Source organism: Bartonella sp. HY038 (assembly GCF_014117425.1).
Classification (GTDB): domain Bacteria; phylum Pseudomonadota; class Alphaproteobacteria; order Rhizobiales; family Rhizobiaceae; genus HY038.
This window is the reverse complement of record NZ_CP059725.1, coordinates 225,817-242,378: the sequence shown is the minus strand read 5'-3', so window position 1 is coordinate 242,378 and position 16,562 is coordinate 225,817. Positions and strand designations below refer to the sequence as shown.

General features: G+C 41.3%; 16 protein-coding genes and 1 riboswitch. Of the genes, 10 read left to right on the top strand and 6 right to left on the bottom strand.

All coding sequences use genetic code 11. The annotated features are described in order from the left end of the window. Nucleotides 1–43: 43 nt before the first annotated feature. Nucleotides 44–161, bottom strand: a riboswitch (TPP riboswitch). Between the two features lie 115 nt (nt 162–276). Beyond that, a complete protein-coding gene (pdxH, locus tag H3299_RS00920) occupies nt 277–900 on the bottom strand; it encodes a pyridoxamine 5'-phosphate oxidase (protein ID WP_182418478.1) in 624 nt (207 codons plus the stop codon). A 143-nt stretch (nt 901–1,043) separates the two neighbouring features. On the opposite strand from pdxH, the gene H3299_RS00915 reads away from it, so the two are divergent. Both H3299_RS00915 and mutS read left to right on the top strand, forming a co-directional pair. Next, on the top strand, nt 1,044–1,484 hold the full coding sequence (locus H3299_RS00915; RefSeq protein ID WP_182418477.1) for an RT0821/Lpp0805 family surface protein: 441 nt from the start codon (nt 1,044–1,046) through the stop codon (nt 1,482–1,484). Between the two features lie 219 nt (nt 1,485–1,703). Further along, on the top strand, nt 1,704–4,427 hold the full coding sequence (gene mutS / locus H3299_RS00910) for a DNA mismatch repair protein MutS (RefSeq protein WP_371739853.1): 2,724 nt from the start codon (nt 1,704–1,706) through the stop codon (nt 4,425–4,427). 72 nt (nt 4,428–4,499) lie between these two features. Here the strand turns inward: mutS and H3299_RS00905 are convergent, their stop codons facing one another. Beyond that, nucleotides 4,500–5,324 (bottom strand): TIGR02186 family protein, encoded by an 825-nt coding sequence (locus H3299_RS00905; protein WP_246708100.1) that lies wholly within the window; start codon nt 5,322–5,324, stop codon nt 4,500–4,502. A 3-nt stretch (nt 5,325–5,327) separates the two neighbouring features. After that, nucleotides 5,328–6,248, bottom strand: coding sequence for a sulfite exporter TauE/SafE family protein (locus H3299_RS00900; protein ID WP_182418476.1), 921 nt, complete (start codon nt 6,246–6,248; stop codon nt 5,328–5,330). 503 nt (nt 6,249–6,751) lie between these two features. On the opposite strand from H3299_RS00900, the gene H3299_RS00895 reads away from it, so the two are divergent. From H3299_RS00895 to H3299_RS00860, 8 genes are all read left to right on the top strand, one after another. Then, nucleotides 6,752–7,141: a YkvA family protein gene (locus H3299_RS00895; RefSeq protein WP_182419579.1), complete on the top strand. Its 390-nt coding sequence runs from the start codon at nt 6,752–6,754 to the stop codon at nt 7,139–7,141. A 233-nt stretch (nt 7,142–7,374) separates the two neighbouring features. Next, complete coding sequence (locus H3299_RS00890; protein WP_182419578.1) at nt 7,375–7,887, top strand: invasion associated locus B family protein; 513 nt, start codon at nt 7,375–7,377, stop codon at nt 7,885–7,887. A 494-nt stretch (nt 7,888–8,381) separates the two neighbouring features. Further along, on the top strand, nt 8,382–9,599 hold the full coding sequence (gene rlmN, locus H3299_RS00885; protein WP_182418475.1) for a 23S rRNA (adenine(2503)-C(2))-methyltransferase RlmN: 1,218 nt from the start codon (nt 8,382–8,384) through the stop codon (nt 9,597–9,599). 210 nt (nt 9,600–9,809) lie between these two features. Further along, entirely contained in the window at nt 9,810–11,309 is a 1,500-nt protein-coding gene (gene rpoN, locus H3299_RS00880; RefSeq protein WP_182418474.1) for an RNA polymerase factor sigma-54, read from the top strand. A 151-nt stretch (nt 11,310–11,460) separates the two neighbouring features. Beyond that, on the top strand, nt 11,461–12,048 hold the full coding sequence (hpf, locus tag H3299_RS00875) for a ribosome hibernation-promoting factor, HPF/YfiA family (protein ID WP_182418473.1): 588 nt from the start codon (nt 11,461–11,463) through the stop codon (nt 12,046–12,048). Nucleotides 12,049–12,116: 68 nt separating this feature from the next. Then, nucleotides 12,117–12,578: a PTS IIA-like nitrogen regulatory protein PtsN gene (gene ptsN, locus H3299_RS00870; RefSeq protein ID WP_182419577.1), complete on the top strand. Its 462-nt coding sequence runs from the start codon at nt 12,117–12,119 to the stop codon at nt 12,576–12,578. A 193-nt stretch (nt 12,579–12,771) separates the two neighbouring features. Continuing rightward, a complete protein-coding gene (locus H3299_RS00865; RefSeq protein WP_182418472.1) occupies nt 12,772–12,984 on the top strand; it encodes a hypothetical protein in 213 nt (70 codons plus the stop codon). A 207-nt stretch (nt 12,985–13,191) separates the two neighbouring features. Next, nucleotides 13,192–14,118 (top strand): LysR family transcriptional regulator, encoded by a 927-nt coding sequence (locus tag H3299_RS00860; RefSeq protein ID WP_182418471.1) that lies wholly within the window; start codon nt 13,192–13,194, stop codon nt 14,116–14,118. 156 nt (nt 14,119–14,274) lie between these two features. On the opposite strand, the gene argE is transcribed toward H3299_RS00860, so the two are convergent. Genes argE through H3299_RS00845 form a run of 3 tightly spaced genes read right to left on the bottom strand, consistent with a single transcriptional unit; the run spans nt 14,275 to nt 16,522 of the window. Further along, a complete protein-coding gene (argE, locus tag H3299_RS00855) occupies nt 14,275–15,423 on the bottom strand; it encodes an acetylornithine deacetylase (protein WP_182418470.1) in 1,149 nt (382 codons plus the stop codon). Further along, entirely contained in the window at nt 15,416–16,090 is a 675-nt protein-coding gene (locus tag H3299_RS00850) for a DUF1028 domain-containing protein (RefSeq protein WP_182418469.1), read from the bottom strand. Before H3299_RS00850 ends, argE begins: the two co-directional genes overlap by 8 nt. 9 nt (nt 16,091–16,099) lie before the next feature. Then, nucleotides 16,100–16,522: a RidA family protein gene (locus tag H3299_RS00845; protein WP_182418468.1), complete on the bottom strand. Its 423-nt coding sequence runs from the start codon at nt 16,520–16,522 to the stop codon at nt 16,100–16,102. Nucleotides 16,523–16,562 lie beyond the last annotated feature (40 nt).

The following is a 16,562-nucleotide window of genomic DNA, read 5'->3' as shown; positions in this document are numbered from 1 at the left end:
AAAAATGCCTATTTGCGATAAGTCTAAAGATAAAGACGAGAAGCAGCAGACATAAGACCATCCCTCCACCAGTATGAGCTGGATCAGGTTCAACGGGTCATTGCGCTGCTTTAAAGCCAGCAATATCTCAGCCTCTTGTCGAGACACCCCAGGTACAAGCCGATCATTAGCTAGATATAATCAATTGTCAATGAGGAATAAAATCATTCTAAAATAAGCAAAAGGCCATTAAATGAATAATGACCTTTTTTAAGTTACACAATAAATTAAAGATAATTACGGATAAAGCCGCACGGTTTGCCAGTTTTCATCATCAATATTATCTCGTTTAAAGACCAAACGGTCATGAAGGCGAAATGGCCTATCGTGCCAAAATTCAATATAAGTTGGACGAATGCGAAAGCCAGACCAATAAGGCGGGCGCGGGATTGAACCAACAGCATAGCGCAAGCCATATTCAGCGACTGCCTTTTCAAGTGCAAAGCGGCTTTCAAGCGGTCGTGATTGTTTAGATGCCCAAGCACCAATACGACTTCCGCGTGCTCGGCTATTATAATAGGCATCGGCTTCTTCATCACTAACGATTTCCACAATACCGCGAACACGCACCTGCCGCTTTAAGGTTTTCCAATGAAAACATAATGCGGCTTTCATGCTATTTAAGATTTCCACACCTTTTTGACTTTCAAAATTGGTGTAAAAAACAAAGCCATCACCATCAAAACCTTTCAGCAAAACCATACGCACATCGGGTAGGCCTTGGCTATCCACTGTGGCTAAAGCCATCGCATTGGGGTCATTTATTTCGCTAGCGCTTGCGTCATCTAACCATTTTGTAAAAAGATCAAAAGGAGATTCCTCCTTGGTAAAGTCATCTTCTGTTAATGTATCATTTGTCATAATATATCCTAGCGCTTGTGAAATTCTGAGATAGAAGTTAAGCTCAAGTCGTCCGGCTTGATATGAGCCTATTAGTATTGCGTAAAGAGTTCAAGCATTGGTTACATCAAAACCTTTGTTTATAAAGTACCGGAAAGCTTTTGATGATTAAATTTAAAAACGCATTTTCTTGTTATTTTCGCCCCATAATGCTTGGTTCTAGCCTATTAGTGCTAGGGTCGTGCCTGCAAGCTTGCGTTGTTGTGCAACCCAAAACACCGCAAATCATGCCTGATAACAGCATTATTACCGGATCAATTGGTGGAAATAGCGTAAATTTACCCAAGGTTGATTTAGGCGGCGACGAAAAAGTCATGCGTGAACAAATAGCAGCGCAGCCTGATTCCTCAATCGTTAACTGGAAAAATGACGCAACAGGTAGCCGCGGAACCATGTCTATCCTTGACAGTTTTGTTGAAAATGGCAGCCAATGTCGCTCATTTAAAACTACGCGCGAATCCTTCAACGGCATTATGATTTATCAAGGCAAAGCCTGCCAGCAAAATGATACTTCATGGAATGTATCGCAAATAAAAGCGCTTTAATTCCATCAAAAATAAATTCAGCTTGAAATTTTAGTTGAGTTTTGAGTGAAAGTTTGCATTGAAGGAATGGCGCATTATCATGTGTAATAATGCGTAGTAAGCGTTGCAATTTTTGATCATTGACGCAATATGCATTTTATCAATGTGCCATTGCTTATGGTGACATGATGATAATTGCCAATTTTTAATCATCGCTTAAGAACGACTGGAACACAAGCCTTGCAACCAAGCGCCACTGACAATAAGCCCGTAACGCCTGTAGTTGATCGCCCAACGCCAATGATGGAACAATATATCGAAATCAAGGCGGCCCATAGCGATTACATGTTGTTTTATCGTATGGGTGATTTTTACGAATTATTTTTTGATGATGCAGTTGATGCTTCGCGTGCGCTTGGCATAACGCTCACAAAACGCGGTAAGCATCTTGGTGAAGACATTCCCATGTGCGGTGTGCCTGTTCATACCGCAGATGATTATTTGCAACGCCTGATTACTGCAGGCTACCGCGTTGCCGTATGCGAGCAGATTGAAAACCCTGCAGAAGCTAAAAAGCGCGGTGCAAAATCGGTGGTGAAGCGCGACGTTGTTCGTCTTGTAACACCAGGAACACTCACCGAAGAAAAATTGCTTGATCCATCATCGGCCAATTATCTTATGGCTTTGGGGCGGGTTAAAGGACAAGGCGACCATGGCTTTGCTTTGGCATGGATTGATATTTCAACCGGTGTTTTCAAAGTCATTGAAAGCAGTCTTGAACGACTTTTGGGCGATATTATGCGCATTGACCCTAAGGAAATTTTGGTCAGTGATGAGCTATTCCACGACCAATCCTTACGGCCCGTTTTTGATATTTTAGGGCGCAGTGTTACAACACAACCACAAAGCCTATTTGATAGTGCAACTGCCGAAGCTCGAATTTGCAATTATTTTAAAGTGGCAACCTTAAGCGGTTTTGCCAATTTTACTAAGCCCGAATTAATTGCTATCTGCGGTGCTATTGCTTATATTGAAAAAACCCAAATTAGCGAACGTCCACCCTTGATGCGGCCGGAGCGTGAGTTTGAAGGCTGCAGCCTTTTTATTGACCCAGCAACGCGTCTAAACCTTGAATTAAGCCGCACTTTATCGGGGGATCGCAATGGCAGCTTATTAAGAGCCATTGACCGCACGGTAACCAATGGCGGAGCAAGGTTGTTAGCTGAACGTTTAATGACCCCTCTTACCAATCCCAATGTCATAAATCAAAGATTAGATGCAGTGGCTTTTTTCCTTGGTAATGCGCAAATTTGTGATGGCATAAGAGCAATTTTAAAAGGCATAGCTGATATGCCGCGCGCTGTATCACGCCTTGGGGTTGAGCGCGGCGGTCCACGCGATTTTGCCGCAATTTTAAATGCAATGTCCGCCGCCTTTTCGCTAACGGAAATGCTAGAAAATACTTTATTACCTATTGAATTGGCGCAAGCTTTAGAAGCCTTAAAAACCTTACCCCTTCCACTTTACGCTCATTTAGAACGCGCCTTAGCCGATGAACTGCCCTTGTTAAAACGCGATGGTGGTTTTGTACGCACAAGCTACCATCAAGAGCTTGATGAAATGCGCGCATTACGTGATGAGTCGCGCCGAGTTATTGCAGCCTTACAAGCGCGTTATATGGATGAAACAGGCATTAAGACCTTAAAAATCAAGCACAATAATATTTTGGGTTATTTTATCGAGGTAACCGTCAACCAATCTGGCGCAATGACCGAAGGTGCTGACGCTAAAGCCCGCTTTATTCACCGCCAAACCATGGCCAATGCCATGCGCTTTACCACAACTGAACTTGCAGACCTTGAAAGCCGCATTGCCAATGCAGCCGATAAAGCTTTGACCATAGAACTTGATATTTTTAGTCAACTCGAAAATGAAGTTATTGCAGTAGCCGACCTTTTACGCAATGGTGCCAATGCTTTAAGCTTATTTGATGTTACCAGCAGCCTTGCTATTTTGGCCGATGAACAAGGCTATTGCCGCCCACAAATTGATGACAGTCTTGCTTTTAATATTGTTGCTGGCCGCCATCCCGTTGTTGAGCAAGCTTTGCGCAAACAAGCAAGTGATCCCTTTGTTGCCAATGATTGCAATCTATCTCCGCATAAAAATGCGCAATTTGGTGAAATCTGGTTGCTCACTGGCCCCAATATGGGTGGTAAATCTACCTTTTTGCGGCAAAATGCTCTTATTGCGATTATGGCGCAAATGGGTTCTTTTGTGCCGGCAGGCTCTGCCCATATTGGTACTGTTGATCGCTTATTTAGCCGTGTTGGCGCGTCTGATGATCTTGCCCGTGGCCGCTCAACCTTTATGGTGGAAATGGTCGAAACAGCTGCTATTTTAAATCAAGCAGGTGAACGCGCTTTGGTCATACTTGATGAAATTGGCCGGGGTACTTCAACCTTTGATGGTCTTTCTATTGCTTGGGCAAGTGTTGAATATTTGCATGAAGTTAATCATTGCCGTGCGCTATTTGCCACCCATTTTCACGAAATGACCGCTTTAACCGAAAAACTGCCACGTTTGAGCAACCACACCATGAAAGTGCGCGAATGGAAAGGCGATGTTATTTTCTTGCATGAAGTGGGTGAAGGTGCGGCCGACCGCTCTTACGGGGTACAAGTTGCCAAGCTTGCCGGCCTACCTAAACAGGTAGTAAACCGCGCGCGTGATGTTTTAAAGCAATTGGAAGATGGTGAAATTTCTGGCAAAGCCAATAAGCTTATTGATGATTTGCCACTGTTTTCGGTGGCTTTAAAGCATGAAGAAAAATCAAGCATTGATTCTGCTTTTGACGAAGCGTTTAAAAGCCTTAACCCTGATAATTTATCGCCCCGTGAAGCTTTAGACGAATTATATCAATTAAAGGCCCTATGGAAAAAACAACAAGCTGATCGCCATTGAGTTTCAAAAGCGGTAAGGATCGCATAATCCTTACCGCTTTTTCTAAAACCAATGCTTATGCTAATTGCCTTTTTAATCCTTGCGCAAGATGAAACGTCCTGCAAAACCGGTAAAAATTGCTATAAAAACCGCCAATAAGCCATATAGCCAAGCATGGGCATGAGCCAAATGATAGATAGAATAGGCAAAATGCGCTTTCATAATATCCATACGGGTTTCAGCATGGCTAACATAGGCGCCATCGCGGAATAAATACGCTTTGATTTGATAATTACCAACTGGCAAATTAGCAGGCAATTCAAAACGCGCCTTAAACAATGAAGACGGATCAAGCATAACTGTTCCCGGATTTTCCGTATATAGATGTTGTTTTTTCTTCAAAGCAATGAGCTGTTCACGAAATTGGTGAACTTTTTCCTGGTCCAAACTATCTGACTGCAAGGGCATATAATCAATAGACAAACCAAGATCACGATAGGTTTGCGGCGCGGTAATATCCCGTAACTCACTTGTTGCACCAAGATTATAATAAAGTGGTACAGACTTAAAGGTGAGCGCATCGGCATTAACCCAAACGCCTAGGCGGCGTTTTTTTTGCCGCATGGTCATTTCACGTGAGGGGCCTTCAAGGGTCACAATAATATTATAGCGATTTTGGCGCGCAACCAAGGGGTCGGCATGCTGCACAACGCCAGCAATATAAAGATCAGTACCGGTAAAGTTTGTGCCAATAGTGATGGTATCAGTGGTGACAATAATTTGTACCTGCTCGGGTATTTGGGTCGCAACTGGCGCTGTTGGTGTAGCATCCTGCGCTTGGGCATTGGCAGCAACTACCATTGTTGCTAAAACACAAACAGCTATTTTGTTTAAAAGATAGGGAAACAGATTTTTCATTACCTACCCCGTCACAATAGTTAAGCTAAAGAGCTCACTTGGGCGAATAAATAGCTGGAATGCTAGCCAAAGCGCCATAATCAATACCAATAAAGCCAATAAAAGACGTAACTGCTCGGCCTTTAACTTGCGACCAGCTTTGGTGCCATATTGCGCACCGACAACACCGCCAAGCATCAGCAAAAATGCCAAAATCACGTCAACCGATTGGTTGGTGATTGATTGCAAAACAGTGGTAAAGGCGGTGACAAAAGTGATTTGAAAAAGCGATGTTCCAACAACGACATTGGTTGGTACTCGCAAAAGGTAAATTAAAGCTGGAACCATAATAAAGCCACCGCCAACACCCATCACGGATGACAAAATACCAATAACAAAACCAATACCTAAAACAGGAATCACACTGACATAGATTTTTGACGCTTTAAAACGCATTTTAAATGGCAGGCGGTGAATCCAACCTTGATGTCCAGGGCGGCGGACTGTTGGCGACATGCCACCACGCGCACGACGCATTGAGCGCACGCTTTCAATGGTCATTAATATGCCAATGCCACCAAGTAAAACCACGTAGAGCAACGAGATAATAAGGTCAAGTTGACCAATACGTCGCAAGAGTGAAAACAGCTCAATACCGATTGCCGAGCCAACCAAACCACCGACAACTAAAAATGTACCCATCTTTATATCAAGAGTACGGCGTTTGAAATGCGACAATGCGCCAGTAACCGATGAAGCAATAACTTGATTGGCACCTGTACCAACGGCAATTGCTGGCGGAATATTATAAAAAATTAATAGTGGCGTAATCAAAAAGCCACCGCCAACGCCAAAAAGACCAGATAAAAAACCGACAACTGCTCCCATGCCAATTAACACCAGCATATTTAAAGACATTTCAGCAATGGGCAGATAAATACTCATCTCTTAAATCCGAAGCAGGCTTTTAACGTTCATCTGTCTTATGTTTCAATATAACTATAGGGTGAACCCGTTAGCCAGATTGAATGAAGCTTATATTTTCAAACCCATACCTCATAAGCATATGATGTATGGGTAATGAAAAAGCGCTAACTGTCCATTTTATAAAACTTTTGTTCTATAATAGAACAATGATTTAGGCGCTTTTATGCGGCCAGGATAATAATCTTCTAAACTAGCTCAATTAATCAATATATTTTGTTGAATATAGCGGTTGAGACCACAAAATATATCAAAATATCATCATTCATGTTTCATTTGAAATTTATAATAGATCAAAAGCACGCATTATCAATATAATCAATAAAATTAGAAATGGTTAATTTTTTAGCAGTTAATTGGAAAACGCCGCATTTAATCCCTATTTAAACGATAATATTCGCATAAATAAGCGTAAACCAATTTTAAAATGGTTGCTTGAACTTTTTAATTATAGGACGATTGTATTGGATGAAAAACAATTGGGTAAAATTTTAGCTGCAGGTAGTGAACGCCAGCAACAAACCCGTGCCACACGTGTTAAGAGACTATTTTGGTCTACGTTCAAAAAAGCAGCACAATATATTCCATTTACCCGTGAACTCATTGCTGCATATTATTGTGCTTTTGATCCAGCCACTCCAAAACATGTCAAGGCAACGCTATTTGCAGCCCTTGCTTATTTTGTTATGCCTATTGATATCATCCCTGATTTTTTGGCAATTATTGGCTTTAGCGATGATATAACTGTATTAGCTGCGGCCCTTGCAACTATTAAACCTTATATCAATGAGCAGCATTTTGACCTAGCTGATGAGGCATTGGAAGCAAAAAACGTGAAAAAAAGTGCATATTAAGCAGAAAAATATACACTTATTCACTTTTTAGTAACCCTATTTAAGCCATTATTGATTTGTTTTATAGAATTTGCCATTAAATTGCTATTTGCTAATTTGGGCTTAAACAATTAAAAGACAAAAATTATTTGAGTAATAGTCATTTTGGAAATTTATGATGTAGCTGTTAATGCACTAAAACCAAAAGACTAAAGATAAACAAAAATGAAACAAAAAAGTGAGCTGGTATAATGATGTTTGGAAAAACTTTTGTTGCAGCGTCAATCATGACCATTGGATTGACCATTGGTTTGGCAACTGCCGCCATGGCACAGAGCCCAACACGGTTAAATCAGTTTGATTACTGGGGCGCTTACTCCTATAAAGCTGGAACAGGTACCGTTTGCTATGTCTTGTCGGCACCTACGAAACAAGAGCCATCAAGTGTCAATCATGGCGATAATTTCTTTCTTATTTCCAAGCGTCCAGATGGATCGACAAGTTTTGAACCGCAATTCATGGCCGGTTACAATTTGCGCGCCAATGTTACGGTGACGATTGATGGTAAAGGTAGCTTCACACTTTTCACCAAAGAAAAATCGGCTTGGATTGAATCGCCGCAAAACGAAACAAAATTAATCGCAGCATTGCGTTCGGGTACGACTATGGTGGTGAAGGCGGTATCAGCACGCGGTACCAATACAACGTATACTTACTCGCTTAAAGGCATTACCGCTGCATTAAACTCCATGAAAAACTGCAAATAATTTGCTTTAATTAATGGCTCACTAAACGGTATAAAACATTAAACATTAGCTATTCTTTTGATTTAATGGTTTTATTTTGAATTTATAAGCCTATTAAACTCATAAACCCATGTGCCTTCACATGGGTTTTTCACTTTAAGACATCTTGCAATTTACAAAATAGATGGCCAACATCTTAGTTATAAGTTCCATATTGCATGTTAATAAAACTGGCTCATTTATCACTATTATAAAAAACGTGACCTTTTAGAATTTTTATGATATAAGCCTCCTTTAATGAGATATAGATTTTCATCTATGGAATAGAGATATTTGCACTTATTTGCCTTAACTTGACTAATGATGCTTAAAATGAGCAATCACAAGGGTGGCCTATCTGGATAATATGGATTAAACATTTCAATTTAAAAATTGAAAACTCCTTACGTCTTTGTGCAATGAATAAGTGCCATAATGAAACCAACCATAAAGCCTTTAGATAATCGAGCCTATTAATGAGCATTTCTTATGATTTAGCCCCTGTTGGTGCATGTCACAAAGCACCCCCACTTGTCGGCATGAGTGAAGCCCTGCCAGCCCTTATTGGCATGAGCCGCGAAGAAATGGCGCAAGCGCTTGAAAAAATCGGTGTTCCTGCACGTCAAACACGTATGCGCGTTGGGCAATTATGGCATTGGCTTTATGTACGTGGTGTTTCGTCTTTTGATGATATGTTTAATATTTCTAAAGAATTGCGGCAAAAGCTTGCACAAAACTTTACAATAGCACGCCCAGAAATTGTAACCGAGCAAATTTCAAGCGATGGTACACGCAAGTGGTTATTGCGTTTCCCACCGCGCGGTGCGGGGCGGCCTGTTGAGATTGAAACCGTTTATATACCTGAAGAAGGGCGCGGTACGCTTTGTATTTCAAGTCAAGTTGGCTGCACCCTTACTTGCTCATTTTGCCACACTGGCACACAGCGCATGGTGCGTAATTTAACCTCGGAAGAAATTTTGGCGCAATTATTGGTTGCCCGTGACAAGCTTGGTGATTTTCCAGATAAGGATACGCCTGATGGCGCGATTGTACCTGAAGAAGGGCGTAAAATTTCCAACATCGTCATGATGGGTATGGGTGAGCCGCTTTATAATTTTGAAAGCGTCAAAAAAGCTTTACTGATTGCATCCGATGGCGAAGGAATTTCTCTATCTAAACGCCGTATAACCCTATCAACGTCGGGTGTTGTGCCAGAAATTTATCGCACCGGTGATGAAATAGGTGTAATGCTTGCCATATCGCTCCATGCAGTGCGCGATGACTTGCGTGACTTGCTTGTGCCAATCAATAAAAAATATCCACTAGAGCAATTAATGGAAGCCTGTCGTAATTATCCCGGCCTTTCCAATGCACGGCGTATTACCTTTGAATATGTGATGCTCAAAGATGTTAATGACGGCGTTGAGGATGCAAAGCGCTTGGTTAAATTATTGCAAGGCATCCCAGCAAAGATTAATCTTATTCCATTCAATCCATGGCCTGGCACCAATTATCAATGTTCAGATTGGGAACAGATCGAACTTTTTGCCGATATTGTTAATCGTGCCGGTTATGCATCACCTATCCGCACGCCTCGTGGCCGTGATATTCTTGCTGCCTGCGGTCAATTAAAATCAGCATCTGAACGCATGCGCAAAGCAGACCGCGAGAAGCTTGCTGCAGCCAATGCATAAAAGCTGTTTTTAAATTGCGATTATGAAAGCCCTGAATAAAGTTCGGGGCTTTTTTATTTATAATAATGGCAAAAGACCTTGGGAAAGCCAAAAAATAAACAACAAATCAAGAAAAGAATAAAAAAAGCTTTATGAAAAGACCTTTTTAGGTTTTAAAAGACTTGGATTATTAAAAACTGGTCAATATTTTGCAGCGAAGGGAGGAGGTAAATGGCTTTATCAGCAGAATTACATTTGCGGCACTCCCAACAGCTAGTGATGACATCGCAATTGGTGCAGTCAATTAAATTATTGGCAATGACCGGTATTGAGCTTGAACGTTTTATTAACGAGGAAATTGAACGCAACCCATTGCTTGATCTTGTCAATAAAAACGATAATGATATTAAAGATACTCGCCCAAATAGTGATGAAACACCAAGCCTCACCACTGAGGAATTGCAAAAATCAGCCTTTAGTCAAAGTGAACATATCGCCACCGATAGTGCAGTTATTAACGATAATATCTATGATAGCGCTCCCAGAATCGAAGATCCAAAACAGCCCGATATAAGGGCAGATTTTCGCTTAAAAGATAGTGCAAACAGTAATATTGACGATTTTGCACAATTTATCAGTGCACCGATTAGCCTTCGCGCCCATATTGATGAACAAATTCTTTATAGTTTTCATGATTCGGTTGATCGCTTTATTGCCCGTGATCTTGCCGATCAGATTGACGAATCAGGTTATTTCATTGGAGATCTAGAAGAAACCGCCTTGCGGCTTAATCAATCAATTGCGAGAATAGAAAATGTCTTAAATCGCCTGCAAGGATTTGATCCTATTGGTATTTTTGCGAAGGATTTAGCCGGCTGTCTTGCCCTACAACTTAAAGACAAAAATCGCTATGATCCAGCAATGGCAAAGCTTCTTATCCATTTAGAAGATCTTGCCAAACGAGATTTTGTTAAATTAAAGCGGATTTGCGGGGTTGATGAAGAAGACTTAATCGACATGCTTGGAGAAATTCGCGCGCTTGATCCAAAACCGGGGCTTGCCTTTAGCTCAAGCCCCACTGATATCATAGTGCCGGATGTTTTTATTACGCATAGTGGCGATGATTTTCGAGTTGAACTTAACCCACATCTATTACCCAAAATTTTAATCAATGAAAATTACAGCAATATTGTTTGCCGTGACAAAACCGATCAAGAGTTTTTAAGCAATGCATTACAAAGCGCCAATTGGTTGTTAAAAGCATTAGACCAGCGTGCGAATACGCTTTTGCTAGTGGTAAGCGAGATCGTGCGCCAACAACAGGGCTTCTTGCGCCACGGCATTAGTCATTTAAAGCCATTAAGCATGACTGCTTTAGCTGAAAAAATTGGTATTCATGAATCAACCATCAGCCGAGTTACCACCAATAAATATGTTGCAACACCACGCGGCACGCTTGATTTGCGCTTTTTCTTCACCACGGCGATTGCCGCCGCAGATGGCAGTGAAGCGCATTCATCAGAATCTGTGCGCCACCGCATCAGGCAATTAATCCAAGACGAACCGGCCAATGCTATATTATCCGATGATAATTTGGTTGATTTACTAAAAAAAGAGGGCATGGATATTGCACGGCGAACCGTTGCCAAATACCGCGAAGCAATGAATATTCCATCTTCTGTTGCACGTCGGCGTGAGAAAAAAGCACGAATTTTGTCCACAAAAGCCTAAATTCGACGATTGACATTTACATAATTTGTGACTAGAACCCCGCAAAACTGGTGCTCAAATCAAGTTGTTTGTGGAAGATGCGGATAGTATTTGCGCTATTCATCGGTTAGGGCTACATTGGTCTTGTAACAAATAATAAACGAGGTTCACAATGTCGCTACGCATCTCAGGACAGCATATGGATATCGGTGATGCTTTCCGCACCCGAATTGAAGAGCGCATCAATGATGCAATCTCTAAATATTTTGCTGATGGCACTACAGGGCATATAACTGTAACAAAGTCAGGGGCAAAATATTCTGCCGATTGCGTATTACATTTAAGCACTGGTGCGGTATTGCAAACCACCGGTGACGCAATGGATCCGCAAGGCGCATTTGACGCCGCTGCTGAACGCATTGAAAAGCGCCTACGCCGTTATAAGCGCCGCATCAAGTCCCACAAGAACGAGTCTACCAGTCAGGCTTTTGCTGATGTTGCTTATCGGGTTATGGAACCTGTCCCTGATGAAGAGGACGATTTTCCAGAAGATTATGCACCAACAATTGTTGCTGAAACATCCATGGCGCTGCGCCTATTATCGGTTGCAGATGCCGTTATTGAACTTGATTTGATGGATAATCCGGTCCTTGTTTTCCGCAATGCGGGAAGTGAAAAAGTTAATATTGTTTATCGCCGTGCCGATGGCAATATTGGTTGGATTGATCCATCAAATGTAAAACATACTGGAAGTAATTAAATTTAGCCCTATATGGTGCAAATTATACTTTAACCAGTAGCTATGCTGACTGAAGGGAAGCAAATATGATGGGTTTAAGTGATCTGATAGCGCCGGAAGCTATTATTCCGGCGTTAAAAGCGAGTTCTAAGAAACAGCTTTTACAGATTATGGCCGAAAGAGCTGCAGAATTAACCGGTTTACCGGAGCGCGATATATTCGACACAATTTTGCAACGTGAAAAACTTGGTTCAACAGCTGTGGGTAATGGTATTGCTATTCCCCATGGTAAATTGCCAGACATTGATAAAATTGTCGGTGTTTTTGCACGATTGCAAAATCCGGTTGATTTTGAAGCGCTTGACGATCAACCTGTTGATCTTGTTTTTCTTCTTCTTGCTCCAGAAGGTTCTGGTGCGGATCACTTGAAAGCACTATCACGGATTGCACGCCTATTACGCGATTGCGACATGGTCAATAAATTGCGCAATAGCCACGATTCGCAAGCCCTTTATTCGCTTTTAACTGATCACGCTGTGACAGCCGCATAGTGTTTTAAAAAACTTATAGAAAAGCCCGCTTTATGCGGGCTTTTTATTGTCTAAATATCAATACAAATTTATAAAAATTAGACCATAATGAAAAACCCACACTGCTATGAAATATACATAACAATAGGGTTTCATATAACTCTATCAACGCGGCTTAATAATACAAAAAAAGGCTTATTTTATAAGGTGAGTTATGATGCTTGAAAGGCATATATCTAATCGATGGATACAAGCAGGGATAGTTATTAGTCAAAACAAAGATGCGATGGTTTTATGCCCCAAATGTCAAAAGCAAAATTTAAAAGTTTGGGATGTAAAAAGCAATTTTAATTCAAATGATATAGAACGCCATATGATTTGCGAAAATTGCCAAGCTTATAATGCATTGCGTATAAAGAAAAAATAATACCACTGATATTAAAGCCAAAGACCAACCGACCTAAGCGATAAAGCTGCGCATAAGCCAGTAGAATATCCATAATCAAAAATCATTTACTTTTAAGGACTCGACATAATCATAATGGCGGCTTAACATTTTTAATTGCGGGTGCTGATATTTATCAAGCGAAGTTATTGCAAGAAAAATGCAAAATAACAACTTATTGGGGGGATAATGCGTTATACATTACGTCAAATTCAATATTTTATTGCAACTGCAGAAACTGGAAGCATCACCCTTGCAGCAGAGCGGGTTCATATATCGCAGCCTTCTATTTCTGCCGCTATTGCCAACTTAGAAGAAGAATTAAAAGTTCAGCTTTTTATTCGCCGCCATGCCCAAGGCCTAGCGCTGACTCCAGCCGGCAAAACCCTATTAATACAGGCAAAATTATTGCTAGAGCAGGCAGAAAGTCTTTATGTTGTTGCCTCTGAAACAGCCAATGGCGCACGCGGACAACTCACACTAGGTTGTATGGTAACCCTTGCCTCAATGGTAATGACCGAACTTACCTATAGTTTTACATCGCAATATGATGAAGTCATTATAAATAATGTTGTTAGCGATCATCATGGTCTTCTCCAAAAGCTACAAAATGGCGAAATTGACGTAGCACTCAGTTATGACCTTTTAATTCCTGACGGCTTTGAATTTATTGAACTGGCAGAATTACCGCCTTATGTCGTAATGGGTGAAACCCACCCATTAGCAACTGCAAAATCTTTACAATTGTCTGACCTAGTACGCGAGCCATTATTACTGCTCGATTTACCCGTAAGTACTGAATATTTTTTATCATTGTTCTTTAATCAAGGGCTTAACCCCAATATTGCCATGCGCTCTCCCCACCAAGACGTATTACGAACAACGGCTGCCAATGGTTATGGTTATACTCTTGCCAATGTGCGTCCACGCTCTCATATTTCCATGGACGGACGCAAACTCATTCATATTCCACTTGAAAAAGGCTTAAAACCAATGAATATCGGTCTTATTGCGTTGGCTGGCACAAAAAAAACACGACTCGTACAATTATTTTATGATCATTGTTATAAAATGATTTCTAATGAGGTTATCCCTGGAATGGATGCGCCTTATTAACTTCAATCCTAAAATTTTAATTTAACGCAATGCCACCTTACTGGAAAAAGCCAAGCTGCTAAAAAATTTGTTTTATATCCCCCACTTCCATAATCTTAGCAGCAAGGCATAAATGTTTGATTGCTACATTATTGGGAAAAATACGAACATAAAAACCTAAGCTTTCAGCCATTGATGCAATTTGGTAAGCATGGTTTGACATTTTTCTAATTGTTCAATAGCAATAAATTCGTCTGGCTTATGCCCCTGCTCCATATTACCGGGACCGCAAACCAATGTGGTAATGCCAGCATCTTGAAATAATCCACCCTCTGTTCCAAATGCCACAGTTGAAAAATCCTTGCTGTCACTCCATTTTGCCAATTTTTGTGCAAAAGGCAATTTTACATCGGTTAAAAGCCCAGGATAGCGGCTTAATTGACTAAATTCAATATGTGTTGCCTGATGGACTGCCTGCATTTCTGGCAATAAAATATCCGATGCGTAATTTGCAATTTCAGTTAATGCAATATCTGGCTTACTATTTGGCAAATGACGAATTTCAAAATCAAATTCACATAATTGTGGTACAATATTAAGTGCGCTACCACCACGGATTACCCCCACCTGCATCGTGCTAAAAGGTGGATCAAAATTTTTGTCTTGCGTTGTCTTTAAGCCATCAGCAACCGAAATGATTTTATTCATCATTTTAGCAGCATATTCAATAGCATTCACCCCTTGTGGCGCATAAGCAGAATGGCAAGCATGTCCTTGGATTTGGCAACGCATAGCAACTTTACCCTTATGCCCATAAATCGCTTGCATTTGAGTTGGTTCACCGATGATACAAAAATCTGGCTTATCATCCATTAACTTTAACTGATCAATAAGATGACCAACACCAAGACACCCAACTTCTTCATCATATGAAAAAGCAAGATGCAGGGGCATTTTCAGATCTGCGCTTAAAAACAATGGTAATGACGCTAACACACAGGCAATAAAACCTTTCATGTCGGTGGTGCCGCGCCCATAATAGCGGCCATCCTGCTCTGTCAATTCAAATGGCGCAAATGTCCATGTTTGCCCATCGACTGGCACGACATCGGTATGCCCCGACAATATGATACCGCCTTTTGTTTGTGCCGGTAAACAGGCATAAAGATTAGCCTTTTTGCCACTCGCATCATGAATAAGCTTTGGCTCTAAGCCATGAGATTGTAATAATTCCTTGATGTAATGAATAAGATCAAGATTGGATTTATAGCTAGTTGTATCAAAAGCAACAAGCTGCGCCAATATCGCCTTGACATTTTCATTCATCCCCCGGAACTCCATAACTTGGTGCTTGCCTTGGATCAAGCGCACGAACCATATAGGCATCCATTTGAGGTGCATAATCCAGCCAAAGTTTTTGAAGCGCGCTAATTGGCGCATCATCATGCCAATCCACTCTTAAATCCACCATCGGCCAAGCTTGCTCACCAACAACTTTAACGGCTGCAGAATGCACGGGACCAGCCTCTCCCCCTGCAATTATCGCTGCTTGCAAGGCCTTTATCAAACGTCCAGCCAGTAACCCATCGCTGTTTTCAAATGCTTGCACCATGGCATCAATAACTGCAGTATTTGCCAACATATTGCCAGCACCGATACAATTATTGCCACTCACCACATGAAAAATACCCAAGGTTTGCTTACCGCTAAAAGACGCGGTTTGCCCTTCAGCATCAATCATTGCAACTTGACGATAATCGGCAAAAGGATCTTCGGCTAAGGCTTTTTGCAAAGCAACATTAACGGTATCGCCATTTTTTAAAAAGATAAGACCGCGCAGCCCCAAAGAAGGCAAAGTGATATTTTGGCTGGAAACCGCGCCAATTTTTGCTTGAAGCCAAGGACAGCGTGCGCCAACTGCAATGCTTGAAGAGCTCAAAGCAATGCCAAGCTGACCCGTTTGTGCGCAGCGTGCTGTAATTGAAAAAGTCATGATCGCTCCTTAACTAGCACTTTCATCAGGAATAACGGCAATTACGTCAATTTCCACCAACCATTGGGGTTGCGCAAGACCAGAAACAACAAGACCCGTTGAAATGGGAAACACACCTTTAAGCCATTTACCAACTTCTTGATAAACAGGCTCCCGATAACGAGGATCAATAATATAGGTTGTTGTTTTAACAATATGCGATAAATCACTACCTGCTTCTTCTAGCAATTGTTTGATATTTTTCATTGCTTGCTCGGCTTGAGCGCGTGGATCACCCAAGCCTATAAGATTGCCATCAAAATCAGTCCCAACTTGCCCACGCACATAAACAGTATTGCCGGCACGAACTGCTTGACATAAATCATTATCCAAGTTTTGATTTGGGTAAGTTTCCTTAGTATTAAACATACGAATACGGGTGTGAGTTGGCATTTAATGCTCCTAACAAATTGGAAAATAACATTTAAAGATT